At 71.6% G+C, this 24,905-nt stretch carries 19 protein-coding genes; 3 read left to right on the top strand and 16 right to left on the bottom strand.

Annotated elements, in window-relative coordinates; all coding sequences use genetic code 11:
- Positions 1-359: 359 nt before the first annotated feature.
- Positions 360-1,313 (bottom strand): 2-hydroxyacid dehydrogenase, encoded by a 954-nt coding sequence (locus tag ACFVYR_RS09785; RefSeq protein WP_384249786.1) that lies wholly within the window; start codon positions 1,311-1,313, stop codon positions 360-362.
- 124 nt (positions 1,314-1,437) lie between these two features.
- On the opposite strand from ACFVYR_RS09785, the gene ACFVYR_RS09780 reads away from it, so the two are divergent.
- Positions 1,438-2,469 (top strand): aldo/keto reductase, encoded by a 1,032-nt coding sequence (locus ACFVYR_RS09780; RefSeq protein WP_384249784.1) that lies wholly within the window; start codon positions 1,438-1,440, stop codon positions 2,467-2,469.
- A 197-nt stretch (positions 2,470-2,666) separates the two neighbouring features.
- Complete coding sequence (locus ACFVYR_RS09775; protein ID WP_384250205.1) at positions 2,667-3,797, top strand: PQQ-dependent sugar dehydrogenase; 1,131 nt, start codon at positions 2,667-2,669, stop codon at positions 3,795-3,797.
- Here ACFVYR_RS09775 and ACFVYR_RS09770 read toward each other — a convergent pair whose 3' ends face one another.
- The 7 genes from ACFVYR_RS09770 to ACFVYR_RS09740 form a co-directional block, all read right to left on the bottom strand.
- Positions 3,798-4,025: a DUF6191 domain-containing protein gene (locus tag ACFVYR_RS09770; RefSeq protein WP_384249781.1), complete on the bottom strand. Its 228-nt coding sequence runs from the start codon at positions 4,023-4,025 to the stop codon at positions 3,798-3,800.
- A gap of 80 nt (positions 4,026-4,105) precedes the next feature.
- Entirely contained in the window at positions 4,106-7,222 is a 3,117-nt protein-coding gene (locus tag ACFVYR_RS09765) for an AAA family ATPase (protein ID WP_384249778.1), read from the bottom strand.
- Positions 7,223-7,343: 121 nt separating this feature from the next.
- Positions 7,344-7,526: a hypothetical protein gene (locus tag ACFVYR_RS09760; protein ID WP_384249776.1), complete on the bottom strand. Its 183-nt coding sequence runs from the start codon at positions 7,524-7,526 to the stop codon at positions 7,344-7,346.
- Between the two features lie 195 nt (positions 7,527-7,721).
- On the bottom strand, positions 7,722-8,414 hold the full coding sequence (locus tag ACFVYR_RS09755) for a hypothetical protein (protein ID WP_384249774.1): 693 nt from the start codon (positions 8,412-8,414) through the stop codon (positions 7,722-7,724).
- Between the two features lie 67 nt (positions 8,415-8,481).
- Positions 8,482-9,063 carry a GNAT family N-acetyltransferase gene (locus ACFVYR_RS09750; RefSeq protein ID WP_384249771.1) on the bottom strand — a complete coding sequence of 194 codons (582 nt, stop codon included), beginning with the start codon at positions 9,061-9,063 and terminating at the stop codon, positions 8,482-8,484.
- Positions 9,032-11,305 carry an MMPL family transporter gene (locus ACFVYR_RS09745; protein ID WP_384249769.1) on the bottom strand — a complete coding sequence of 758 codons (2,274 nt, stop codon included), beginning with the start codon at positions 11,303-11,305 and terminating at the stop codon, positions 9,032-9,034. The genes ACFVYR_RS09750 and ACFVYR_RS09745 overlap by 32 nt, the downstream gene beginning before the upstream one ends.
- A 250-nt stretch (positions 11,306-11,555) precedes the next feature.
- Positions 11,556-13,691: a phosphocholine-specific phospholipase C gene (locus tag ACFVYR_RS09740; protein ID WP_384249767.1), complete on the bottom strand. Its 2,136-nt coding sequence runs from the start codon at positions 13,689-13,691 to the stop codon at positions 11,556-11,558.
- Positions 13,692-14,039: 348 nt separating this feature from the next.
- Between ACFVYR_RS09740 and ACFVYR_RS09735 the strand changes: the two genes are divergently transcribed.
- Positions 14,040-14,435, top strand: coding sequence for a PPOX class F420-dependent oxidoreductase (locus ACFVYR_RS09735; protein ID WP_384249764.1), 396 nt, complete (start codon positions 14,040-14,042; stop codon positions 14,433-14,435).
- Between the two features lie 102 nt (positions 14,436-14,537).
- Here the strand turns inward: ACFVYR_RS09735 and gatB are convergent, their stop codons facing one another.
- The 8 genes from gatB to ACFVYR_RS09695 all read right to left on the bottom strand — a co-directional run bounded on the left by gatB (position 14,538) and on the right by ACFVYR_RS09695 (position 24,902).
- Complete coding sequence (gene gatB / locus ACFVYR_RS09730) at positions 14,538-16,052, bottom strand: Asp-tRNA(Asn)/Glu-tRNA(Gln) amidotransferase subunit GatB (protein WP_384249762.1); 1,515 nt, start codon at positions 16,050-16,052, stop codon at positions 14,538-14,540.
- Positions 16,053-16,069: 17 nt separating this feature from the next.
- A complete protein-coding gene (locus ACFVYR_RS09725; protein ID WP_384249760.1) occupies positions 16,070-16,309 on the bottom strand; it encodes a hypothetical protein in 240 nt (79 codons plus the stop codon).
- Positions 16,306-17,799, bottom strand: coding sequence for an Asp-tRNA(Asn)/Glu-tRNA(Gln) amidotransferase subunit GatA (gene gatA, locus ACFVYR_RS09720; RefSeq protein WP_384249757.1), 1,494 nt, complete (start codon positions 17,797-17,799; stop codon positions 16,306-16,308). Before gatA ends, ACFVYR_RS09725 begins: the two co-directional genes overlap by 4 nt.
- A 4-nt stretch (positions 17,800-17,803) precedes the next feature.
- Entirely contained in the window at positions 17,804-18,100 is a 297-nt protein-coding gene (gene gatC / locus ACFVYR_RS09715; RefSeq protein ID WP_010984178.1) for an Asp-tRNA(Asn)/Glu-tRNA(Gln) amidotransferase subunit GatC, read from the bottom strand.
- Between the two features lie 212 nt (positions 18,101-18,312).
- Positions 18,313-20,664 (bottom strand): putative bifunctional diguanylate cyclase/phosphodiesterase, encoded by a 2,352-nt coding sequence (locus ACFVYR_RS09710; protein WP_384249755.1) that lies wholly within the window; start codon positions 20,662-20,664, stop codon positions 18,313-18,315.
- 314 nt (positions 20,665-20,978) lie between these two features.
- A complete protein-coding gene (gene ligA, locus ACFVYR_RS09705; RefSeq protein ID WP_384249753.1) occupies positions 20,979-23,162 on the bottom strand; it encodes an NAD-dependent DNA ligase LigA in 2,184 nt (727 codons plus the stop codon).
- A 31-nt stretch (positions 23,163-23,193) separates the two neighbouring features.
- Entirely contained in the window at positions 23,194-24,207 is a 1,014-nt protein-coding gene (locus ACFVYR_RS09700) for a methionine synthase (protein ID WP_384249751.1), read from the bottom strand.
- The gene (locus tag ACFVYR_RS09695; protein WP_384249748.1) at positions 24,204-24,902 is read right to left on the bottom strand and encodes an SDR family oxidoreductase; all 699 of its coding nucleotides are present in this window, start codon (positions 24,900-24,902) and stop codon (positions 24,204-24,206) included. The genes ACFVYR_RS09700 and ACFVYR_RS09695 overlap by 4 nt, the downstream gene beginning before the upstream one ends.
- Positions 24,903-24,905 lie beyond the last annotated feature (3 nt).

The following is a 24,905-nucleotide window of genomic DNA, read 5'->3' as shown; positions in this document are numbered from 1 at the left end:
TGTCCGCCCGGCCCGTGCGCCGGCCGGGCCGACAGAGGCGCTGGTGCGTGCGGCGACGGCCGCTCACGCGGCTCCCGACTCGCCTGCGCCTGCGGGCCGGTGTGCGCCAGAGTCGCGGGCTGCGCTCCCGCTGCGTCGGATCTTTCGCCCATAGGCCGTACATCGCCCGTCGCCCCCCTCGCGGTTTGCTGTGTCATCCCCGGCGCCGAACGGTCCACGGCGCATCCCCAGTCGGGACGATACACCAGACTCGTCACTCAGGGACATAGCTCCTCTACGCTCCGTGACTGTCGGCGGACAAGTGGACACGGGGCGCACGCGGGCGGATGCGGAGCGTGCACAAAGCGACAGTCGGGCGATCAACTGCCCGTCGTCAGCACGATGTTGTCGAGGGGCTTCCCCGTCGCGTACGCGGTCAGCTGCGAGGCGAGGAGTCGCTTGGCCCGCGGCCGGAACGCGGACGTGGAGCCGCCGACGTGCGGACTGATGAGCGCTCCGGGAGCGTGCCACAGAGGGTGACCCGCGGGCAGCGGTTCGGGATCGGTCACGTCGAGTGCGGCGGTTATCCGGCCGGACTCCAGTTCGGCGAGGAGCGCTTTCGTGTCGACGACGGGACCGCGGGCGACGTTCACGAGCAGCGCGCCGTCCTTCATGCGGGCCAGGAAGTCGGCGCCGACCAGCCCGCGGGTGGCCTCGGTGAGCGGTGTCGAGAGGATGACGACATCCGCCTCCGGCAGCAGGGACGGCAGGTCGGCGAGCGGATGCACGGGGCCGCGCTCCGTGGCACGGGCAGAGCGCGCGACGCGCGCCACCCGCGCGCATTCGAAGGGGGCGAGCCTGTCCTCGATGGCGGAACCGATCGATCCGTATCCAACGATGAGCACGGATTTGTCGGCGAGCGCCGGATAGAACCCGGACCGCCACTCCTCCTGCCGCTGCCCCTCGACGAAGCGCGGAACGCCCCGCAGGGAGGCGAGGGTCAGGGTGAGCGCGAGCTCGGCGGTGCTTGCCTCGTGCACCCCACGGGCGTTGCACAACCGCACACCGGGCGGGAGGAACCCGATGCCCGGCTGCACATGGTCGATGCCCGCGGTGAGCGTCTGTACGACGCGTACGGACGTCATCGCGGGCAGGGGGCGCACGGCGGTCTCCGTGGCCTTCATATAGGGCACCACGTAGAAGGCGCAGTCGGCCGGGTCCGCGGGAAACTCCGGGCCACCGTCCCAGAACCGATAGGTGAGCCCTGCCTCGGACGCCTCGGGCAGCCCATGGATCTCGTGCGCTTCGTAAGGAAGCCATACATCTGTGTTCATGCCTGGAGGTTAGGACCTCTCCGCCGGGCCGGTCACGGGCCGCTCGGGGAGGCAGCGCTCGGGGCCGGGGAGGCAGCGGCTAGTTTTGATGATCTCCGGACGGGGAGTGGGAGGGTACGGCCAGGTGGAGCGCAGGACGATCGGCGCGGGGGCGCTCGAAGTGGGCGCCGTCGGACTCGGCTGCATGCCGATGAGCTGGGCATACACCGGCTCGCGGCAGCGGGGCGACGCGTCGATGCGTACGGTGCACGCCGCCCTGGACGCGGCGGGCGCCGGTGCCGGTGGTCGCGGGGTGACGCTCCTGGACACCGCGGACATGTACGGGCCCTTCACCAATGAGCTGCTGATCGGCAGGGTGCTCAAGGAGCGGCGCGACGAGGCGTTCGTGTCGACGAAGTGCGGACTGCTCGTCGGCGAGCAGCACATCGTCGCCAACGGCCGCCCCGGCTACGTGAAGCGGGCCTGTGACGCGTCGCTGCGGCGGCTGCAGACGGACCACATCGACCTGTACCAGCTGCACCGCGCCGACCCCGAGATCCCCATCGAGGAGACCTGGGGCGCGATGGCCGAGCTCGTCGCCGCGGGGAAGGTGCGGGCCCTCGGGCTGTGCGCGGTGGGGGCGCGTTCCCACCGGCGCGCGGCGCCGGGCCGTCCGTCGCCGGGCCTGCACGACGCGACGATCCGGCAGCTGGAACGGATCCAGCAGGTCTTCCCGGTCAGCGCGGTCGAGGCCGAGCTGTCGGTGTGGTCGCCCGAGGCGCTGGACGCGCTGCTGCCGTGGTGCGTGGCGCGCGGGGTCGGCCTCCTCGCGGCGATGCCGCTGGGGAACGGTTTCCTCACGGGGACGCTGACGCCCGGCCAGGGCTTCGAACCGGACGATCTGCGGGCCCGCCATCCGCGCTTCACCGCCGAGATGATGGCGGCCAACCAGCCGCTGGTGGTGGGACTGCGCCGGGTGGCGGAGCGGCACGGAGCGACCCCGGCGCAGGCCGCGCTGGCCTGGGTCCTCGCTCAGGGCAGGCACGTGGTGCCGATCCCCGGGGCCAAGCGGGAGCGCTGGGCGGTCGAGAACGCCGGGGCGGCGGCGGTGCGGCTGACGGAGGCGGACCTGGCGGAGATCGCGGCGCTGCCGGCCGCGTTGGGCTCGTGGGACTGACCCCTTCACCGAGCCCCGGCTCCACCTTCCCCCGCGGCGGACCCGAGCCCATGACGGCGGACTCCGCGCCCGGGAGAACGGACTTTCGATCTCATGGCAGCGTGAGGGGAACTTGAGAGGCGCGAGCGGTGTATGAACAGTAGAAGCGCTGCGTCGAAGGGAACCTGATGGTGCAACGACCTGCTGTGACAGCCGTGATGGCCGCTGCCGCCCTCGTGTTCGCGGCCGGGTGTTCGTCCGGCGGCGATGGGCCGGACCGCCGCGAGAGCCCGGCGGAAGGAAAGACGTCCAGCCGTTCCCCCACCGGCAGGGCGGGCGAGGGGGTCCCGCCGGCGAAGGGCTCCGCGAAGGTCACCCGCACACTCGCCACGGACCTGAAGTCACCATGGGGCCTCGCGCCGCTGCCCGGCGGCGACCTCCTGGTGTCCTCGCGCGACGAGGGGACGATCACGCGCGTCGACGGAAGCACGGGCAAGAAGACGGAGCTCGGCTCGGTGCCCGGCGTCTCCCCCGGCGGCGAGGGCGGCCTGCTGGGCCTCGCACTCTCCCCGTCGTACGCATCGGACCACATGGTGTACGCGTACTTCACGACGGAGTCCGACAACCGCATCGCCCGCATGCTGTACGACGAGAAGAAGCCCCCCGGCGAGCAGCTCGGCGCACCGGACACGATCTTCAAGGGCATCCCGAAGGGCATGATCCACAACGGCGGCCGGATCGCCTTCGGCCCCGACAAGATGTTGTACGCGGGCGCGGGTGAGACCGGCGAGACCGGCCTGGCCCAGGACAAGAAGTCCCTGGGCGGCAAGATTCTCCGCCTCACCCCGGACGGCGACCCGGCCCCCGGCAATCCCTTCGACGACTCCCCCGTCTATTCGTACGGGCACCGCAATGTGCAGGGACTGGCCTGGGACGAGCAGAAGCGGCTGTGGGCGTCGGAGTTCGGCCAGGACACCTGGGACGAGCTGAACGAGATCGAGGCCGGTGGCAATTACGGCTGGCCGGACGCCGAGGGCAAGGGCGGCGGGAAGGGGTTCCGCGATCCGGTCGCCCAGTGGAAGACCTCGGAGGCCTCACCGAGCGGTGTCGCCTACGCCGAGGGCTCCGTCTGGCTGGCGGGGCTGCGCGGGCAGCGGCTGTGGCGCGTCCCGGTGCGGGGCGTGGACGGCGAGCCGGAGCCGCAGGCCTTCCTGAAGGGCGAGCACGGCCGGTTGCGGACGGTGGTCGCGGCGGGCGGCGACAAGCTGTGGCTGGTCACCAGCGAGACGGACTCGCGGGGAACACCGGAGAAGGAGGACGACAAGATCCTGGAGGTGGAGGTGAAGTAGTCAACTGCCCGGCTCGTCGGAGGTCTCCGTCTCCTCCGCGCCAGGTGACTCCTCGGACCGAGGGGACGGGACGGGTGGGCGTACGACCACCTTTCCCGAGGTCAGGTCTATCGGGCCGCGCCCCGGGTCACCGTCGGCGAGGTCGACGCGGGTCAGCTCCAGGCGTTTCTGCTCGTCGTCGGTGTGCTTGCGCCCCGGCGCGAACAGGGCCTCGATCGCGTTGAACACTGGGCCTCCCAGGAGCCGAGTCTCTGCCGTCAAGCGTAAGCGAGGGCGGGGCAAACCGGACGGGACGAGGAACGCCCAGGTCAGCGCGTGGCCGGAGTCCGCTCGCCGGCCCCGGCCCCGGCCCCGGTCACCGGGAACAGCCGCAGCCGGTGGGCGAGTGCGGCGGCCTCACCGCGGCCGGTGACGGACAGCTTGGCGAGGATGTTGGAGACGTGGACGCTCGCCGTCTTCGGGGAGATGAAGAGCTCCTCGGCGATCTGGCGGTTGCTGCGGCCCACGGCGACGAGTCGCAGGACGTCCCGCTCGCGGCTGGTGAGGCCCAGTGCCTCCGCGGGGTCGGCCGGAGCGGTTTGGGCGGCCGAGGCGCGGGTGGTTTCGGTGGGGTGCAGGGTGAGGCGGGCTCGCTGGGCGAGACCGGTGATGGCCTCGGAGAGGGGACGGGCGCCGAGCCGGTCGGCCACTTCGCCTGCCTGGCGGAGCAGTTGGGCGGCGCGGTCGCGGTCGGTGGTGTCCGGGGCGAGGAGGGACTCGGCCAGGCGCAGGCGGACGCGGGCGAGGTCGTAGGGGCGGTCGAGGGGTTCGAGGGCGGTGATGACGGCGGACCAGTCGGTGGGTGTGTCGCGGCCCTCCGAGCGAAGGAGTTCGGCGCGGGTCCATTCGTCGTAGACGCGCCAGAGCGGGACGGGGGTGGCGAGCGATGTGGCGGCTTTGCGTATCTGTTCGACGACGGCGGGGCGGCCGGGCTCCGCAGCGGGCAGGCCGCGCGCGTCGGCCTCCATGGAGGCGGCGGCGAGCAGCAGGGGCCAGCCGTACCGCTGGGTTCCGACGGGGAACCCGGTGGCGAGGGCGCGTGCGAGTTCGGCACGGCCGTCCAGGACCCGGCCTTCACCGGCGGCGATGCCGATGGCCATGCGGGTCAGCGGCAGGACGTACTGCGGCTGCGGGTCGTGGCTGCCGTAGTGCTGGTGGGCGGAGTGGATGTGCCGGGCGGCGGCGGCGTAGTCGCCGCGGGCGAGCGCCATGCGCGCGGAGCACTGGTCGGCGGAGCCCCGGGGCTTGGAACTCTGCGCGCAGCGGTGGGTCCGTGCGACGGCTTCGGCGCACTCGTCCCAGCGGCCGAGGCCGAACAGGGACTCGGCGGCATTGCCCCAGACCCAGCCCTCGGTGTCCACCAGACCGTACTTCCGGCAGAACTCGATGCCCTCCATCGCGGCCTTCACGGCCTCGGCGGAGCGGCCGACGCCCTCCAGGGCGGAAGGGAGGTTGATGAGCGCCCGGCTCAAGTCGGTGACCAGGGCGTCTTCGATGACGCGCGCCCTGACCTCGTACATCTCGGCGAGGCCGGCCTCGGGGTCGCCGGCCTCGATGAGGAGGTTGCCGCGGGTGAGGCGGGCGTTGAGTTCGATGGCGTCGGCCTTGACCATGCGGGCGTACTCGACGGCGCGTTCGGCGGCGGCCATGGTCTCCGGGCCCGGGTCGTGCAGCATGCCCCAGGAGGCGCGGCGGACGAGGATGTCCGCGTGCACCTCGGAGGGCGGCAGGCCGCGCATCAACTCCTGGGCCTTGGCGATCTCCGTCCAGCCGTCGCCGCGGCCGAGGGTGGAGACGAGGCCGGAGCGGGTCGCCCAGAACCAGGCGGAGCGCAGGGGGTCGTTCTCGCCGTCCAGGAGGCGCAGGGCGCGCTTGGTGATCTTCAGGGCGCGTTCGCGTTCGCCGCAGAGGCGTCCGGCGACGGTGGCCTCGGCCATCAGGTCCAGGTAGCGCAAGGGGGTCGCGGGATCGCATCCGCAGGCCGGGTAGCCCTCGACGTAGTCGGCGGGGCGCAGTTCGTCGCGGGTGGTTTCGGGGGCGTCGTCCCAGATCTCCATCGCCCGTTCGAGCAGGCGCAGTTGCTCGGCGTAGGCGTGCCGGTGGCGGGCTTCGACGGAGGCGGCGAGTACGGCGGGCAGGGCCTTGGCCGCGTCGTGCGCGTAGTACCAGTAGGTGGCGAGGCGGGCGGCGCGCTGGTCGGCGGAGACGAGGGCGGGGTCGGCCTCCAGGGCTTCGGCGAAGCGGCGGTTGATGCGGGAGCGTTCGCCGGGCAGCAGGTCGTCGCTGACCGCCTCGCGGACCAGGGAGTGCCGGAAGCGGTAGCCGTCGCCGTCCGGGGAGGCGAGGAGGATGTTGGCGCCGACGGCGGCCCGCAGCGCCTCGATCAGGTCGTCCTCGGCGAGGCCCGTGACCTCGGCGAGCAGTTCGTACTCGATGGTGGAGCCGCCCTCGGCGACGATCCGGGCCACCCGCTGGGTGTCCTCGGGCAGTTCCTCGACGCGGACCAGGAGGAGGTCGCGCAGGGAGTCCGTCAGGCTCGCGCAGCTCCTGCCGTGGGAGGCGACGGCGAGTTCCTCGACGAAGAAGGCGTTGCCGTCGGAGCGGTCGAATATGTCGTCGACCAGGCCCTGTTCGGGCTCGGCCGCGAGGATTCCGGCCATCTGGCGGGCGACCTCGTCCTTGCTGAAGCGGCAGAGTTCGATGCGGCGCACGGTGCGCAGCCGGTCCAGTTCGGCGAGGAGGGGGCGCAGCGGGTGGCGGCGGTGGATGTCGTCGGCCCGGTAAGTGGCGAGCAGGACGAGACGGCCGCCGCGCAGGGTGCGGAAGAGGTAGGCGAGGAGGTGGCGGGTCGAGGCGTCGGCCCAGTGCAGGTCCTCCAGGACCACGACGACCGTGCGGTCGCGGGAGAGGCGTTCCAGGAGGCGTGCGGTGAGTTCGAAGAGGCGGGCCATGCCCTGTTCGTCGGACCGGCCGGCGGGGCCGTGCCCGTGCGGGGCGGGTCCGGCGAGTTCGGGCAGGATCCTGGCGAGTTCCTCCTCCTGTCCCTCGGCCGCGGCGGCCAGTTCGTCGGGGAGCCGGCGGCGCAGCGAGCGCAGGGCGGCGGAGAAGGGCGCGAACGGCAGGCCGTCGGCGCCGATCTCGACGCAGCCGCCGAGCGCGACGACAGCGCCCCGCTTCTCGGCGGCGGCGGTGAACTCCTCGATGAGGCGGGTCTTGCCGACGCCCGCCTCACCGCCGAGCAGCAACGCCTGCGGCTCGCCCCGGCCGGCGGGCTGTTCGGCGGGGGCGCCCGTGGCGCGGGCGAGTGCTTCGTTCAGTGCGTCCAGTTCAGCGGTGCGGCCGACGAACACGGGACTGACGGACTTGGTCTCCACAGCCGTGAGCATCGCACAGCGGGTGGACGGCGCGGCACCCGTTATGCGTGGAGCGGACACCTGCGCCCGCACCGGTGCGGGCGCAGGCACCCTTACGCGCGCCGGCTCCGGTTCGGGTCCTGGCTCCCGCACTTCAGGCGGCCCGGGTGAAGCGGGACTTCAGAAGCGACGACGTACTCACCTGCCCCTCGGCTTCGTCGCGGGCTGCGCGGCGGGCGGCAGCGCGGATCTTGCGGGCCTCGCCGATCAGGCGGTGGTGGGCGCCCTCCCGGCTCAGCTCGGCGGCGCGCATCTGGTGCATCTCGTAGTCGAACATCTCGAACCCCTCGGGTTGTCGGTGGTACCGCCGGTCTCTCCCGGCGATGTCTCCACTTTCGTTTCCCAGGGGGGTCGCCCGCATCGGGCGGCTGCCGCATCTCCGGTGGGCGCGGGGCCTTAGATACGACGTAGGGCGGGGCGGGAGCCTTAGCCCCTGCCCCGCCCCTGCCTTATGCGCGGGTGCGGCGGTGGTTCAGGAAGGTGCTGACGGGATGCCGAGCAGCAGATCGCTGTACTTGGCGACGGCGAGGACCAGTCCGATCACGCCGAGCGCGACACCCGCCCACGCCACGGACTTGATCCACGGCGCCTGCTCCTTGCCGGGAGCGCCGAACGCGGGCCTGACGAGCACCAGGAAGCCGACGACCAGCGCGGAGAGCGCGAAGAGGCCTGCGACCAGCGCGGTGGCCTGCCAGGAGTCGCCGTACATGGCCTGGAGCTGGTCGGAGACGCTCGCGGACTGCTTGGTCTCCAGCTGCCCCATGATGTTGGAGCGGGCGCCGGCGATCGTGCCGAGCCAGCCTCCGGAGAGGCCGATCACACCGAGCGCGGCGGAGACGACGGCCGCGGCGCCCTGGCCGACCCCGGTGGACCCGGCGGCCTTGCCCGTGGCGTCGTACGCGTGGTCGGCCTCGGCGGCGTCCTCGTCCTCACCGGCACCGGCACCGGCTTCGGCACCGGTTTCCGCTTCCGCTTCCGCTTCCGCTTCCGCTTCCGCTTCCGCTTCGGGGACGGTGGCGGACGGCTCTCCGGCCTTCGTGACGTCGGCCTTGGCCTCCGTCTTCGCTTCCGACGTGTCGGAACCAGTCACTTCCTCGCTCCGGTCGGCGTCCTTGGCCCCGGTGGCATCCTGCGCCCCGGTCGCGTCCTCTGTCTTGGTACCCATGTTGCGCACCGTACGGACGGAGTCTGAGAGCTCCCTTAACGGACTCACGAGCTGATGAGCTGACGAGTTAAGGCGCCGAGGCCCCCGGCCGCCCCGCGCCCTCGCGCGCCGCCCGCCACTCCGGGGCGAGGACGGACCAGACCTCCATGTCGTGCCGGGTCCCCTGCCAAGGGAAGCTCTCCCGCAGCACGCCGTCCCTGGTGAAGCCGAGCCGCGCGGCGGTCGCCTTGCTGCGCTCGTTGAGCGAGGAGACGAGCCACTCCACGCGGTGCATGCCGCGCTCGTCCACGGCCCAGTCGATGAGGATCGTCGAGGCCTTCTGGGCGAGGCCGCGCCCGGCGGCCGACGGCTCCAGCCAGACGCCGATCTCGCACCCGTCGACACTCGTGTCGAAGATCCGGAAGAGGACGCCGCCCACGAGCGTGCCGTTCAGCCAGATGCCGTAGAAGCGGCCGGTGTCCTCGGCCTGCTTGTCGGCGTACTTCTGCAGGTGCCGCCTCGCGGACTCGAGGTCCTTCACCACCGCGGTGAAGGGCACCCACGGCGCCGTGTACTCCCGGGCCCGCTCGACGTTTTCGAAGAACTCCTGCGCCTGCCACGGTTCGAGCGGCCGCAGCTCAGCGCCCTCGCCCAGCGATATCGCGAACATCCTGCTCCTTCGGCCCACTCGCGTCGTCGTCCACGTCGTCATCCACATCCCGCTGTCCCGGGATCCTCGCACGTGCGCCGCTCGGATTCGAACGACATTCGGGCGGCTCGATGCTGATGCGCGGAAGGACGCGGTCCAGGCGGCGCGGCAGCCACCAGTTGGCCCCGCCGAGCAGGTGCATCAGCGCGGGCACGAGCAGCGTCCGCAGGACGAAGGCGTCCAGCGCGACGGCCGCCGCGAGCGCTATGCCGAACATCGCGACGACCCGGTCGCCGCTGAGCACGAAGGCGAGGAAGACCGAGATCATGATCACGGCCGCGGAGTTGATCACCCGACTGGTCTCGGCGAGGCCGACGCGGACGGCCCGCCGGTTGTCACCGGTCTCCAGCCACTCCTCGTACATCCGGCTGACCAGGAAGACCTGGTAGTCCATGGAGAGGCCGAAGAGGACGGAGACCATGATCACCGGCAGGAAGGGCTCGATCGGCCCGGCCCTGCCGAGCCCGAGGAGTTCGCTCCCCCAGCCCCACTGGAAGATCGCGACGACGATCCCGAAGGCGGAGCCGACCGCGGCGACGTTCATTACGGCGGCCTTGAGCGGGATGCCGATGGACCGGAAGGCCAGCAGGAGCAGGAGGCAGCCGAGCCCGATGACCACGCCCACGAAGAGCGGCAGCTTGCCGATGATGATCTCCGCGAAGTCGTCGTAGCTCGCGGTGACACCGCCGACGTACAGGTCGAGGGAGCTATGCGCCTCGGCGCGCGGCAGGACGTCCTCGCGCAGCCGGTCGACGAGCGCGCTGGTCGCCTCGGACTGCGGAGCCGAGTCGGGGACGACGGTGAGGTAGGCGGCGCGGCCACCGCCGTCGTACGTCACCGGGCTCACGGAGGCGACGCCCTCGGTCGACCGCAGCGTCGTGGCGAGGTCGTCGAGGGCCACCCGGTCACCGGCCCCGTAGGCCTCGCTCACCAGTGTCAGGGGCCCGTTCACACCGGCGCCGAACCCGTCGGCGAGGAGGTCGTACGCCTGCCGTGTGGTGGCCTTCGCCGGGTTGTTGCCCTGGTCGGACGTGCCCAGGTGCAGCGCGAAGGCGGGCAGCGCGAGCACCGCCATGACGAGGACCGCGAGGGCGCCGAGCAGCCGGGGCCTGCGCTCCACGAAGGCGGCCCAGCGGGCGGCGAACCCGGCAGGCAGCTCCGGTCGCGGCCCGTGCTCGGCGAGCCTGCGGCGTTCGCGACGGCTGAGGGCGCGCGGGCCGATCCAGGCGAGGAGGGCCGGCAGCAGGGTCACGGATGCGGCGACGGTGAGGACCACGGTCAGGGAGGCGGCGATCGCCACGCCGTTGAGGAAGCCGAGCCGCAGGGTGAGCATGCCGAGCAGCGAGATGCAGACGGTGGCGCCCGCGAAGACGACCGCGCGCCCGGTCGTGGCGACCGCGCGTTCGGCGGCGACGGCCACGGGCAGTCCGCGTCGGAGGCCCTTGCGGTGCCGGGTGACGATGAAGAGGGCGTAGTCGATGCCGACGCCGAGCCCGATCAGGGTTCCCAGCATCGGCGCGAAGTCCGCGACGGTCATCACGTGGCCGAGCAGGACGATGCCCGCGTACGCGGTGCCGACGGAGACCAGGGCCGTGGCGATGGGCAGGGCCGACGCGGCGAGCGAGCCGAAGGCGAGGAAGAGGACGACGGCGGCGACGGCCACCCCGACGACCTCGGCGATCCGGGTGCTCTTGGACTCGGTGAGCCCGATGGCGGTGCCGCCGAGCTCGACCCGCAGATGGTCCGACCGGGCCTCGGCGGCGGCGTCGACGACGGCCTGCGCGTCGGACTTGGCGAGGTCGTCGGCCTGCTCGCGGAAGGTGACGGTGGCGTACGCGGTGCGGCCGTCGGCGCTGATCCGACCGGCGCCGCCACTTTCGTACGGGCCGGTCACCGAGGCCACGGCGGGCAGTTCGGAGATCTTGCCGAGCGCGTCGGTCATCGTCTGCTCGACATCGGCGGCGCGGACGGTGGTGCCGGGTCCGGTGTGCCAGACGACGGTGTCGCTGTCGCCGCCGAGGCCGTGGAAGTTCTCGTTCAGGAGCCCGGCCGCGCGGCCCGACTCGGTGCCCGGCACCTCGTAGTCGTTCGAGTACGCGGATCCGGCGACCGCGGCGGCGGACGCGGCACCGCCGAGCGCGAGGAGCCACAGCAGGACGACGACGAGACGGCGCCTGACGCACCACCGGGCGAGTGCTGCCACGGACTGACTCCCTGGATGTTTCGTGGATCTTCACCGGGAGCAGCAGTCAACCAACTGGGGGGCCCGCAAAGAACGCATGAGTGGCGACATCAGCGCCGACGTCACTTTGGCAGCCATTGAAGATCCTTGGTCCGTTTCGTGGCCCTAATCACAAGGGCACAAGCGGGACCGGACGCGCCGCACGGGGCGCGGGGACCCACCCGGCCCCCGCGCACCGCACACGACCCACCGCGCCCTCGAAGACGGGCTCTCAGCCCGAGACGCTCGCGCGTCCGTTCTCGATGTGGCCCATGAGCCGCCGCCGGAAGGCGGGGTCGCCGTCGGCGGTCACCTCGACGTCGTACCAGCCGTGTTCGCCGACGGTGTGCCAGGCGACCGTGCGGCTGCTGCCCGCCTTGACGCGGACGGTCCGCGTCCGGGACCGGATGTCCGATTCGTCCACGTACCCGAGAGGCTTGACGGTGAAGACGAGGGCGTGGCGGCCCCGGTTGGCCAGGGTGAGGTGGATCTCGCGATGGGTGATCGCCGAGGCGAGCCGCGCGCCACCGTCCTTGCCGCTCCCGCTCCCCTTACCGCTCCCGCCGCTCTTGCCGCCCGCGAACTCGCGCCGGAAGCCGTTCGGGCCGGTGATGGTGAAGGCGTACGCGTCACCCGGCACCGGCACGCTCCAGCTGCCCTTGCGCACGACGTCCTGATGCTGCGGGACCTCGAACTCCCCCGCGTACGGGTAGAGCGCGAAGTGCGCGCTGGAGCTGCCGCCGTTGCGCAGCCGCACGGTGAGCGTGCCGTCCTCGGCGGGCCGCGCGTCCGCGTCGGGCTGGTACGGCAGCGGGCGGGCGCGGCGGGCGCCGGGCTCCTGGACCGGCATGGACTGCTTCAGGGGCGGCTGCGGGGCCCAGCGGCCACTGAACGCGGGGATGGCGCCCGGCCGTTCGACGTCGGGCTGCCGGTGGCCGCGCCGGAAGTCGAAGGCGCCGGTGAGATCGCCGGTGACCTTGCGGCGCCAGGCGCTGATGTTGGGTTCCCGCACCCCGGTCCACTTCTCCAGGAAGCGCACCACGGACGTGTGGTCGAAGACCTCGGAACAGACGTAGCCGCCGACGGTCCACGGCGAGATGACCAGCATCGGCACGCGCACGCCGAGCCCGGTGGGCCTGCCCTCCCAGCGCTCCTCCCGCTCCTCGGCGCTGTCCCCGCCGGGCACGGGCGGCGGGACGTGGTCGAAGAAGCCGTCGTTCTCGTCGTAGTTGATGAAGACGGCGGTGCGGCGCCAGACCTCCGGATGGGAGGCCAGGGCGTCGAGCACCTTGTAGACGATGGTCGCGCTGTGGATGGGCGAGGAGACGCTGGGATGCTCGGAGTCCTGGGCGGAAGGGACCAGATAGGTGACTTTCGCGAGCTTGCCACCGGCGACATCCTTGGCGAACTCCTCGGCGAGCTTGCCGGTCGGCACGCGCCGCAGACCGCGCTCGAAGAGGGAGCGCTCGCGCTTGCTCAGCGTGGCGACGCCCCTCTCCAGGGTGGCGAGCAGCTCGGCGCGCGCGGTCTCGTCCCTGGCGTCGCGCACCTTGGCGTAGAAGGCCTCCATGTAGGTGAGGCCCGTCGCGGCCAGGGCCTTCCTGGCGATGGCCTTGAAGGTGGTGAAGAACTCGATCTGGTTGTCGGTGAAGTTCTCCCACTCGGTGTACGTCTGCCAGCTCACGCCCGCCTTCTCCAGGCGCTCGGCGTACGTGCCCCAGCCGTATCCGGGGTGGGTGCCCTCGTCGTAGGCGTCATTGCCGACGGCCCGCTTGCCGTTCGCCTCGTAGCCCGTCTTCCCGCTCCACAGGTGGTTGCGGTTGGGGCTGGTGGAGCTGTGGATGGAGGAGTGATAGGCGTCGCAGACGGTGAAGGTGTCGGCGAGTTCGTAGTGCAGCGGGATGTCCTCGCGCGTGTAGTACGCCATGGTGGCCGCCGTCTTGGCGGTGATCCAGCCGTCCATCCAGCCGTCGTGCCAGGCGGTGGCGCCGCCGCCCCAGGAGTGGTCGAGCGCGCCGATGTACTGGAGGTCCTTCTTCTGCGTCTCGGCGGCCTTGCGGACGGGGAAGGGCAGGATCGTCCGCAGGGCTCCGGGCTGCTCGAAGACCGGCTTGCCGCCGGGGAGTCGTATCGCGTTGCGGTCGCCGAAGCCGCGTACGCCGCGCAGGGAGCCGAAGTAGTGGTCGAAGGACCGGTTCTCCTGCATCAGGATGACCACGTGCTCGATCTTGTCGAGGCCGCCGTGCTGCGGCGGCTCGTGCGCGAGCGCTTCCTGGAGCGAGGGCGGCAGGAACGAGCCGACGGTGGCGGCGCCGAGCGCGCCGCCGCCGATCGCCATCAGGCGTCTGCGCGAAATCTCCGGAGTCACGTGGGACCTCCCAGTAGTCCTTGCCAGTCCTGGCAGCCCTGACCGGCAGTCAATGGTTCTCTGCTGATCCATTGACCTGTACGGCGGGGACGCTAGTGACGCCCGGTTTCCTTGTGAAGACCGCGGGACGAAGTCGCGGTGAACGTCCAAAAGTTCACTGTGGGAGTCCATGGCGAACGGCGATGAAGTCCAGGGCGGGCAGCGTCGGCCGACCCCGTTACACAGATGTTCCGCTGTGACATGAAAGTGCCTTCTTCCGCCGTACTCCTCGGTCACAAAAGATGGATTCCGTAACAAGAAGTGCCCCGAGGGGCGCACGGGTCGGACGAACAGAACCAGGAGCACCCCATGAACACGACGCTCGACGAGCCGACGCGCCAGTTGCTCGACGGAAAGAACTTCGCCACCGTGTCGACGCTCAACGCCGACGGCGGGCCCCAGGCCTCCGTCGTCTGGTACCAGCGTGACGGCGACACCGTGGTCTTCTCCGCGACCGAGGGCCGGGCGAAGGTACGCAACCTCCGCCGCGATCCCCGTGTCAGCCTCACCGTCTTCGACCTGGAGAACCCCTACCACTCGGTCGAGCTCCGGGGCACCGTCGAGATCACCCCGGACCCGGCGAAGGAGCTTCCGCTCACGCTCTCGCTCAGATACCTCGGCGAGGCGCCGCCGCCCGAGCCCGACGAGGTCGCCCGGGTGATCGTCCGCGTGACGCCGACCAAGGTGAACAGCTTCTCGGTCTAGGCAGGCCCGGTCGCCGGGGCCGATACGCGAAGGGGGGCGGCGCCCCGGTCGGGTGCGCCGCCCCCCTCAGAGCCTGTGGCTCTCACGCAGGGGATGTGACCGTCAGCCCTCGCTGACGCCCAGCTTCTCCAGGATGAGTTCCTTGACGCGGGCCGCGTCGGCCTGGCCACGGGTGGCCTTCATGACCGCGCCGACCAGCGCGCCGGCCGCAGCGACCTTGCCACCGCGGATCTTGTCCGCGACGCCGGGGTTGCCTGCGATGGCCTCGTCGACGGCGGCCGTCAGGGCGCCCTCGTCCGAGACGACCTTCAGGCCACGCTTCTCGACGACCTCGTCCGGCGAGCCCTCGCCCTTCAGGACGCCCTCGATGACCTGGCGGGCCAGCTTGTCGTTCAGGTCACCGGCGGCGACGAGCGCGGTCACCCGGGCGACGTGCGCCGGAGTGATCGGCAGCTCCTCAAGGGCCACACCCGACTCGTTGGCGTTGCGGGCCAGTTCGCCCATCCACCACTTGCGGGCCGACGCCGCGTCGGCGCCCGCCTCGATGGTGGCGACGATCGGCTCGACCGCGCCCGCGTTGAGGATCGACTGCATGTCGTGCTCGCTGATCCCCCACTCCTCACGGAGGCGGTTGCGGCGCACGCGCGGCATCTCGGGCAGGCCGGCCCGCAGCTGCTCGACCCACTCGCGGGCCGGGGCGACGGGGACGAGGTCGGGCTCCGGGAAGTACCGGTAGTCCTCGGCGTTGTCCTTGATGCGCCCGGCGGTCGTGGAGCCGTCCTCCTCGTGGAAGTGGCGGGTCTCCTGCACGATGGTGCCGCCGGAGTTCAGGACCGCCGCGTGGCGCTGGATCTCGAAGCGCGCCGCGCGCTCCACGGAGCGCAGCGAGTTGACGTTCTTCGTCTCGCTGCGCGTGCCGAACTCGCGCTGCCCGTGGGGGCGCAGCGAGAGGTTCACGTCGCAGCGCATCTGGCCCTTGTCCATCCGGGCCTCGGAGACGCCGAGCGCCTTGATGAGCTCGCGCAGCTCGGCGACGTACGCCTTGGCGACCTCGGGGGCCCGCTCGCCCGCGCCCTCGATCGGCTTGGTGACGATCTCGATGAGCGGGATGCCCGCGCGGTTGTAGTCCAGGAGGGAGTGCGAGGCGCCGTGGATACGGCCCGTCGCGCCACCGACGTGCGTGGACTTGCCGGTGTCCTCCTCCATGTGGGCGCGCTCGATCTCCACGCGGAAGACCTCGCCGTCCTCCAGCTGGACGTCCAGATAGCCGTTGAAGGCGATCGGCTCGTCGTACTGGGAGGTCTGGAAGTTCTTCGGCATGTCCGGATAGAAGTAGTTCTTCCGGGCGAATCGGCACCACTCGGCGATCTCGCAGTTCAGCGCGAGGCCGATCTTGATCGCGGACTCGACGCCGATCTCGTTGACGACCGGCAGCGCGCCGGGCAGGCCGAGGCAGGTCGGGCAGGTCTGGCTGTTGGCGTCCTGCTTGAGCGCGGTCGAGCAGCCGCAGAACATCTTGGTCCTGGTGCCGAGCTCGACATGGACCTCCAGGCCCATGACGGGGTCGTACGTCGCGAGGGCTTCCTCGTACGACACCAGATCAGAAGTGACAGTCACGGTTGAAACTTTCCCTCTCAGCCCAGCAGGACGTCGTCGTCGCCGAGGCGCTTGAGCTCACGCAGGAGCAGCGCGACGCCGGTGGCGATGGCGGCAGCGGAGACGACGGCGTCCACGAGCCGGAGCGTGTCGTGGTCGTAGCGGGCCTTCTTGGCCTGCTTGATCACGCTGATCGCACCGAAAGCGGTGGTGCCGATCGACAGGTACGTGCCGGACTTGGTCTTCTTGAAGCCCTTGGCCTTGTTCAGTGCACTCACAGCGACGGTGCCTCCTCAAGCAGCGGGTGTCCCCACTTTTCCACGAAGGCGGCCTCGACGGCAGCGCCGACCTTGTACAGCCGGTCGTCCTTCATGGCGGGGGCGATGATCTGCAGTCCGACGGGCAGGCCGTCCTCCGGCGCGAGGCCGCAGGGCAGCGACATGGCGGCGTTGCCCGCCAGGTTGGTCGGAATGGTGCACAGGTCCGCGAGGTACATCGCCATCGGGTCGTCGGCGCGCTCGCCGATCGGGAAGGCGGTGGTCGGCGTCGTCGGGGAGACGATCACGTCGACCTGCTCGAAGGCGGCCTCGAACTCGCGGGTGATGAGCGTGCGGACCTTCTGGGCGCTTCCGTAGTACGCGTCGTAGTAGCCGGAGCTCAGGGCGTACGTGCCGAGGATGACGCGGCGCTTGACCTCGTCGCCGAAACCGGCCTCACGGGTGAGCGCGGTGACGTCCTCGGCCGAACGGGTGCCGTCGTCGCCGACGCGCAGGCCGTAGCGCATGGCGTCGAAGCGGGCGAGGTTCGAGGAGCACTCGGAGGGCGCGATCAGGTAGTACGCGGAGAGCGCCAGGTCGAAGGTCGGGCAGTCCAGCTCGACGATCTCGGCGCCGAGCTCCTTGAGCAGCTCGACGGACTCGTCGAAGCGCTGGACGACACCGGCCTGGTAGCCCTCGCCGCGGAACTGCTTGACGACGCCGACGCGCATGCCCTGTACGGAGCCGTTGCGCGCGGCCTCGACGACCGGCGGGACCGGGGCGTCGATGGACGTCGAGTCGAGCTCGTCGTGTCCTGCGATGACCTCGTGCAGCAGCGCGGCGTCGAGGACGGTACGGGCGCAGGGACCGCCCTGGTCGAGGCTGGAGCTGAACGCGACCATGCCGTAGCGGGAGACGCCGCCGTAGGTCGGCTTGACGCCGACCGTGCCGGTGACGGCCGCGGGCTGGCGGATCGAGCCGCCGGTGTCGGTGCCCATGGCGAGGGGGCTCTCGTACGCGGCGAGGGCCGCGGAGGAGCCACCGCCGGAGCCGCCGGGGATGCGGGTGAGGTCCCAGGGGTTGCCGGTGGGCCCGTACGCGCTGTTCTCCGTGCTCGACCCCATGGCGAACTCGTCCATGTTGGTCTTGCCGAGGATGACGACGTCGGCGGCCTTCAGGCGCTTGGTGACGGTCGCGTCGTACGGCGGGATCCAGCCCTCGAGGATCTTCGAGCCGACCGTGGTCGGCACGCCCTCGGTGGTGAAGATGTCCTTCAGCGCGATCGGGACGCCGGCCAGCGGGCCGAGCTTCTCGCCCCTGGCGCGCTTCTCGTCGACGGCGCGGGCCTGCGCGAGGGCGCCCTCGCGGTCGACGTGCAGGAAGGCGTGCACCTTCTCGTCGACGGCCTCGATACGGGCCAGGTGGGCCTCGGTGACCTCGACGGCCGTGAGCTCGCCGGACGCGATCCTCGCGGCGATCCCGGCGGCGGTGAGCTTGATGATGTCCGTCATGTTCTTAGTCCTCCCCCAGGATCTGCGGCACCTTGAAACGCTGCTGCTCCTGGGCCGGGGCGCCCGAGAGCGCCTGCTCGGGGGTGAGCGACGGACGGACCTCGTCCGCGCGCATGACGTTCGTCAGCGGCAGCGGGTGCGAGGTCGGCGGTACGTCTTGGTCGGCGACCTCCGAGACGCGGGCGACCGCGCCGATGATGTCGTCGAGCTGTCCGGCGAAGTGGTCGAGCTCCTCGGCCTTCAGCTCCAGACGTGCAAGGCGGGCGAGGTGGGCGACCTCCTCGCGCGTGATGCCAGGCATGCGGCGATCCTCAGGGGTGGTGAGTGTGTGGGTTGTGGCCCCAATCCTATGGGGCGGGGCGGTGTGCCCGTTAAACGGTTTCCTTCCGCCGGGGCTTCGGCCGCTCCGCGGCCGGGTTCTCCGCCCCGCAACCGCTGTCGGCGGGAAGCCCCACGGGAAGAGCCGCACCCGGCAACGGATCCACACGGGTGGTGCGGGAGGGGGTCCGGTGCCTACTGGACCACGTGGCCCGAGGACCGCTCCTCGGTGGAGGCCGAAGCCGCCGCCTCCGCGGCCTGCGCCGCCTCCGCGGCGACATCGACGGGCCTGCGCCACCCGCGGGACCCCCGCGCCCGCAGCCAGGCGGTCGTCTCCTCGGCCGGCATCGCCGCGGCGACCAGCCAGCCCTGCACCGCGTCGCAGCCGAGGTCCCGCAGCCGCTCCCAGGTCTCGTCGTCCTCGACGCCCTCGGCGACGACGAGCAGGCCGAGCGAGTGCGCGAGGTCCACGGTGCAGCGGACAATCTCCGCGTCCTCGTTGTCGACGGCGAGCCGCGCGACGAAGGAGCGGTCGATCTTCAGCTCGCTGACCGGGAGACGGCGCAGGTGGACCAGTGAGGAGTAGCCCGTGCCGAAGTCGTCGAGCGACATCTTGACGCCGTGGCCGGTGAGTCCGGCCAGGGTGTCCGCGGCGCGCTGCGGGTCCTCCAGAAGGACGTGCTCGGTTATCTCCAGTTGCAGGGCCCCGGCGGGGACCCCGTGGCGGGCGAGGCGCGCCGCCACCGCCCCGGCGAAACCGGGCGTGTGGACGTCACGCGGTGAGACGTTGACGGCGACGGGGACCTTGAGGCCCTGTGCCTGCCACTTCGCCACCTGGCCGAGCGCCGTCTCCAGGACGTACTCCGTCAGGTGGGGCATGAGGCCGGAGGACTCGGCGATGGCGATGAACTCGTCGGGCGGCACCTTGCCGCGCTCGGGGTGCACCCACCGCACCAGCGCTTCGAGGCCCGCGACCTTGCCGTCGAAGCGGACCTTGGGCTGGTAGTGGAGTTCGACGTCGCCCGCGTCGAGCGCCCGGCGCAGGTCGCCCAGGAGGCCGAGGCGGTCCGGGGTGTTGGAGTCCCGCTTGGACTCGTACACCTCGACGCCGGTGCGGTCCCGCTTCGCCTGGTACATCGCGACGTCCGCCCGCCGCAGGAGTCCTTCGGCGTCGAGCGCGTGGTCGGGGAAGACGGCGAGGCCCGCGCTGGCCTCCAGGACGAGGGTCAGGCCGTCCAGGTCGAGCGGTGAGCCGAGGGCCGCGACCAGTTGCCGGGCCGCGCGCGTGGCGGAGGTCGTGGAGTCGGCGATGGGCAGCAGTACGGCGAACTCGTCGCCGCCGAGGCGGGCCGCCTCCGCGCCGCGGGGCAGCGCGAGCCGCAGCCGGTCCGCTATCTGCAGCAGCAGCCGGTCGCCGGCGAGATGGCCGAGGGTGTCGTTCACCGACCGGAAGCGGTCCATGTCGATGAGCATTAACGCGGAGCGCGCCCCGAGCCGCTCGGCGTCGTCGAGGGCCGTCCAGGTCCGCTCCAGGAGCCACTGCCGGTTGGGCAGGCCGGTGAGCGGGTCCCGCAGCTGCTCCTCGGCCCTGGCGCGGGCTATCCAGAGGGTGGAGTCGAGCGCGACCAGCGGGATCGCGAAGAGCGGCAGCAGGATCGGCAGGGAGACCGCCACCACGCAGATCAGCGGGGCGATGCCGAGCAGCGCGATGCCGAGGAGTCCCTGGCGGACCAGGGCGGTGCGGGTGACGGTCGGCAGGGCGCCGGTGCGCGGCGCGTGGACGTACCAGAGCAGGACGCGGGTGAGGACGAGGTACGCGACGGCGACCAGGGCGACTTGGGGCGCGGTGTACAGGTCCCAGGTCTCGGGCAGCCAGGGTGATTCGGCGCTGGGTGAGGTGCCGAAGGCGGCCAGGGCGAGCGCGCCCGCGCCGATGCCGAGGATGTCGACGGAGCCGTGCAGGACGCCCTGGCGCCAGCGATGCCTGCGCGCGACGCCGACCAGGACGACGACGGTGAGGCTGACCATGCCGGCGGGCACCCAGCCGTAGAGCAGGAGGACGGCGACGGTGAGCGCGCCGCCGGAGCCCGTGCCGCCCCACCGGCGGTCGCGGCCGAGGGCGACCAGATGGCCGACGATGAAGCCGGTGAGGACGGCCAGGGACCAGCCCGCGGCGCCGGAGGGGAACAGCGCGTGCCTGCCCGTGAGGGCCTGGAAGAAGCCGGTGCCGAGCAGCACCGTGGCCGCCGTGATGACGGCGACGGGCAGCAGGGGCCATGGCTCGCGGGGTTCCTGGGCGGCGGGGCCGAGCGCGTCGGCGGTGGCCGTGGGCCTGTCGGCTTCGCTGCGCGCCCCGGAGATCCAGGCCCGCTCGCGGGGTTCGACGGCGGTGCTCAGCGTCCCTGAGCCGCATCCGGCGGCGGGCCCGGACGCGGTGCACGGGCCGGTGGCCGTCGCTGTTCGGCGACCGCGCAGCCAGAGGCTCGGCGCGCGCCACAGGCGCGCGCGCAGCCGTGAGTCCGGGGCGGCGCTCTCGGTCGGTTCCATTCCCGTCCCTCTCACAGCCGGCGGTGCCCACGCCACGCGGACCCGGCCCGGAGCCGGCCGCGCCCAAAATTCTTCCCGAGCCCTGCGCGAGCGGGGAGACGTGTCGCTCCCGGTCCCGCGCCGAACAGGGGATGCCCCCTTCCAAGCCCTTGATGAGCAGGAGATGCCCCGTTAGCAGCGCGGGGCACGGCAGGCGCACACCTCAACAGTAGGCCGCAGAAGGCTTCCACGGGCAGCGGTCGACTACGGTTGCCCGAATGCGACCCGGCCACCCGTATGCATCTGATATGCGCTGAACGGGTGGCCTTCAACCGCTACTCCTCGGTCGGAAGCGCGACTTCCTTCGCCGCTTCCGGTCCTTGTTCGAGCAGGACGACGAACCCTTCCTCGTTGAGAACCGGAACCTTCACCTGCATGGCCTTGTCGTACTTGGAGCCGGGGTTGTCGCCGACGACCACGAAGGAGGTCTTCTTCGAAACGGAACCGGTCACCTTGGCCCCCCGGGTCTGCAGCGCCTCTTTCGCGCCATCCCGGGTGTAGTGCTCGAGCGTTCCGGTGACGACCACCGTGAGGCCCTCCAGCGGACGCGGACCCTCGTCCTCGTCGCCGGCCTCCTCCTCCATGCGCACCCCGGCGGCCCGCCACTTGCGCAGGATCTCCTGGTGCCACTCCTCGGCGAACCACTGTTTGAGTGAGGCCGCGATGGTCGGGCCGACGCCCTCCGCCACGGCCAGCTCCGCCTCGGTGGCCTGTTCGATGCGGTCGATGGAACGGAACTCGCGGGCCAGCGCCTCGGCGGCCACCGGGCCGACGTGCCGGATCGAGAGGCCCGTGAGGATCCGGGCGAGCGGCCGGTCCTTGGCCGCCGCGATGTTCTCCAGCATGGCGAGGGTGTTCTTCTTCGCCTCGCCCTTCTGGTTGGCGAAGAAGGTGACGACCTTCTCCTCGCCGGTCTTGGGGTCGCGCTTGGGCAGGCCGGAGTCCTGGTCGAGGACGTACGACTTGATGGGCAGGAGCTCCTCGACCTTCAGGTCGAAGATGTCGCCCTCGTCGAGGATCGGCGGCTCGGCGGGCTCCAGGGGGCTGGTCAGCGCGGCCGCCGCGACGTATCCGAAGTTCTCGATGTCCAGGGACTTGCGGCCGGCCAGGTAGAAGAGCCGTTCGCGCAACTGGGCGGGGCAGGACTGGGCGTTGGGGCAGCGGAGGTCGATGTCGGCCTCCTTCGCGGGCCGCAGTTCGGTGCCGCACTCGGGGCACTCGGCGGGCATCACGAACTCCCGCTCGCTGCCGTCCCGCAGGTCCACGACGGGGCCGAGGATCTCCGGGATGACGTCACCGGCCTTGCGGATCACGACCGTGTCGCCGATGAGGACGCCCTTCTTCTTCACCACGTCCTGGTTGTGCAGGGTGGCGAACTCGACCTCGGAGCCCGCGACGGTGACGGGCTCGACCTGGGCGTACGGCGTGACGCGGCCGGTGCGGCCGACGCCGACCCTGATGTTGATGAGCTTGGTGTTGACCTCCTCGGGCGCGTACTTCCAGGCGATGGCCCAGCGGGGGGCGCGGGAGGTGGAGCCGAGGCGGCCCTGGAGCGGGATCTCGTCGAGCTTGACGACGACGCCGTCGATCTCGTGCTCCACGGAGTGGCGGTTCTCCCCGAAGTACGCGATGAAGTCCCGCACGCCCTCCAGGCCGTCGACGACCTTGTTGTGCTTGGCGGTGGGCAGGCCCCACTCGCGCAGCAGGTCGTAGGCATGGCTGAGGCAGTCGATGTCGAAGCCCTCGCGGGCGCCGATGCCGTGCACCACCATGTGCAGCGGCCGGGTGGCGGTGACGCGCGGGTCCTTCTGGCGCAGCGAACCCGCCGCCGCGTTGCGGGGGTTGGCGAAGGGCTTGTCGCCCGACTCCACCAGGCGGGCGTTGAGCTCGTCGAACTTCTCCATGGGGAAGAAGACCTCGCCGCGGATCTCGACGAGGGCGGGGACCCGGTCGCCCTCGAGGCGCTGCGGGATGTCCGCGATCGTGCGGACGTTCGGCGTGATGTCCTCGCCGGTGCGGCCGTCGCCGCGGGTGGCGGCGCGGGTCAGCCTGCCGTTCTCGTACGTGAGGTTGACCGCGAGGCCGTCCACCTTCAGTTCGCACAGGAGGTGGAAGTCCGGGGTGCCGGCCTCCTTGGCGACGCGGTCGGCCCAGGCGGCGAGCTCCGCGTCGTCGAAGGCGTTGTCCAGGGAGAGCATGCGCTCCCGGTGCTCGACCGCCGTGAACTCCGTCTCGTAGGAGCCGGAGACCTTCTGGGTGGGCGAGTCCGGGGTGCGCAGCTCCGGGTGCTTCTCCTCCAGTGCTTCGAGGGAACGCAGGAGCTTGTCGAACTCGGCGTCGCTGACGACCGGTTGGTCCTTCACGTAGTACCGGAAGCGGTGCTCCTCGATCTGTTCGGCCAGCTGGGCATGGTGATCCCGTGCCTCGGCGGGCACAGAGCCTTGCTGTTCGACAGCCACCGTTTCGTCCTCCCGTTTACGTCATACCCAATTACTCAGGGTTGTCCGCGAGCGATCTCGCCGCCCTGACGCAGTGGGCGAGCGCCGCGCGTGCATACGCGGGTGATGCGCCCGCGAGCCCGCACGACGGAGTGACCACGACCGACTCCGCGAGTGATCCCGGATTCAGCCCCAGCCTGCGCCACAGCGTCCTGACACCCATGACGCTACCGGCAGGGTCCGACAATCCGCCGTCCACGCCCGGCACGACACCGGCGAAGAGCCGCGTGCCCGCCTCGACCGCCTCTCCGACCGCGTCGTCGTCACGCTCGGTGAGGAGCGAGAAGTCGAACGAGATCGCGTCGGCCCCGGCCCGGCGCAGCAGCGCGAACGGCACGTCGGGCGCGCAGGAGTGGATGACCGCGGGCCCGTCGCCCCGGACGGCGAGGACGTCCCGCAGGGTGCTCTCGACGAGCTGGCGGTCCACTGCCCGGTAGGTGCGGTACTCGCTGGCGGTCTTGACCTGTCCGCGCAGCACGGCCATGAGGGAGGGCTCGTCGAGCTGAAGCACGACCTGGGCGTCCGGCACTCTGCGGCGCACGTCCGCGAGGTGCCCGCGCAGCCCTTCGGCGAGGGATCCCGCGAGGTCGCGGCAGGCGCCGGGGTCGGAGAGCGCGGCCTCGCCGTTCCTCAGCTCCAGGGCCGCGGCGAGCGTCCACGGGCCGACGGCCTGGATCTTGAGCGGGCCCCGGTACCCCTGGGTGAACTCCTCCAGGGCGTCGAGGTCCTCGCCGAGCCAGGCCCTGGCCCGCCGGGTGTCCCGGCCCGGCCGGTCGCCGAGGCGCCAGCCGCTGGGCTCCACGCGCGCGTACAGGTCGACGAGGAGCCCCGCGGTGCGGCCGATCATGTCGGCGCCGGGTCCGCGCGCGGGCAGCTCGGCGAGGTACGGCATGCCCTGCTCGGGTCCGTCGAAGCTGCCGGTCACGGTCTTGGCGGCCTCGCGGGCGTCGCCGCCCGGCATGGACCCGATGCCGGTGGCGGGGCCCGGAGTGAACGTGTCGCTCATCGTCCGGGCCGCACCGTCAGGTCGTTGACCTCCGCGTCGCGCGGCAGGTCCAGGGCCATGACGATGGTCGTGGCGACCGACTCGGGGTCGATCCAGCGGGACGCGTCGTACTCCTTGCCCTCCTGCTGGTGGACCTTGACCTGCATGGCGCTCGCGGTGCGCCCGGGGTAGACCGAGGTGACCCGGACGCCGCCCGCGTGCTCCTCCTGGCGCAGCGAGTCGGCGAGCGCCTTCAGGCCGTGCTTGGAGGCGGCGTACGCGGACCACTCGGGGCCCGCGCTGAGACCCGCGCCCGAATTCACGAAGATCACGTGCCCCTGGGCGAGGCGGAGCTGGGGCAGGAAGTGACGGGTGAGTTCGGCGGGGGCGATGAGGTTGACGTTGAGCTGGTGGCGCCAGGCCTTGGGGGTGAGCTCGCCGACGGGGCCGAGGTCGACGACGCCCGCGATGTGGAGCAGGGAGTCCACCCGCTCGGGCAGCGTCTGGTGGCCGAACGCCCAGGACAGCTTGTCGGGGTCGGAGAGGTCGCCGACGAGGGTGCTCGCGCCGGGGAACTCGGCGGCGAGCTCCTTGGCGCGGCCCGCGTCGCGCGCGTGCAGCACGAGGTCGTCGCCGCGTGCGTGGAGGCGGCGGGCGACGGCCGCGCCGATGCCGGAGCCCGCCCCGGTGATCACATGTGTTGCCATACCCGCCATGCT

Origin of the sequence: Streptomyces sp. NPDC058284, assembly GCF_042881135.1 — a bacterium.
In the GTDB taxonomy this organism is placed as follows: domain Bacteria; phylum Actinomycetota; class Actinomycetes; order Streptomycetales; family Streptomycetaceae; genus Streptomyces.
This window is presented reverse-complemented; position numbering and strand designations above follow the sequence as displayed.

Coding starts and splice junctions, on each gene's coding strand:
- ACFVYR_RS09735 (WP_384249764.1), top strand. CDS start 14,040: ATGAACACGACGCTCGACGAGCCGACGCGCCAGTTGCTCGACGGAAAG.
- ACFVYR_RS09760 (WP_384249776.1), bottom strand. CDS start 7,526: ATGTTCGACTACGAGATGCACCAGATGCGCGCCGCCGAGCTGAGCCGG.
- ACFVYR_RS09785 (WP_384249786.1), bottom strand. CDS start 1,313: ATGAACACAGATGTATGGCTTCCTTACGAAGCGCACGAGATCCATGGG.
- ACFVYR_RS09695 (WP_384249748.1), bottom strand. CDS start 24,902: ATGGCGGGTATGGCAACACATGTGATCACCGGGGCGGGCTCCGGCATC.
- gatA (WP_384249757.1), bottom strand. CDS start 17,799: ATGACGGACATCATCAAGCTCACCGCCGCCGGGATCGCCGCGAGGATC.
- ACFVYR_RS09710 (WP_384249755.1), bottom strand. CDS start 20,664: ATGGAACCGACCGAGAGCGCCGCCCCGGACTCACGGCTGCGCGCGCGC.
- ACFVYR_RS09750 (WP_384249771.1), bottom strand. CDS start 9,063: ATGTTCGCGATATCGCTGGGCGAGGGCGCTGAGCTGCGGCCGCTCGAA.
- ACFVYR_RS09755 (WP_384249774.1), bottom strand. CDS start 8,414: ATGGGTACCAAGACAGAGGACGCGACCGGGGCGCAGGATGCCACCGGG.
- ACFVYR_RS09700 (WP_384249751.1), bottom strand. CDS start 24,207: ATGAGCGACACGTTCACTCCGGGCCCCGCCACCGGCATCGGGTCCATG.
- ACFVYR_RS09765 (WP_384249778.1), bottom strand. CDS start 7,222: ATGCTCACGGCTGTGGAGACCAAGTCCGTCAGTCCCGTGTTCGTCGGC.
- ACFVYR_RS09775 (WP_384250205.1), top strand. CDS start 2,667: ATGGCCGCTGCCGCCCTCGTGTTCGCGGCCGGGTGTTCGTCCGGCGGC.
- gatC (WP_010984178.1), bottom strand. CDS start 18,100: ATGCCTGGCATCACGCGCGAGGAGGTCGCCCACCTCGCCCGCCTTGCA.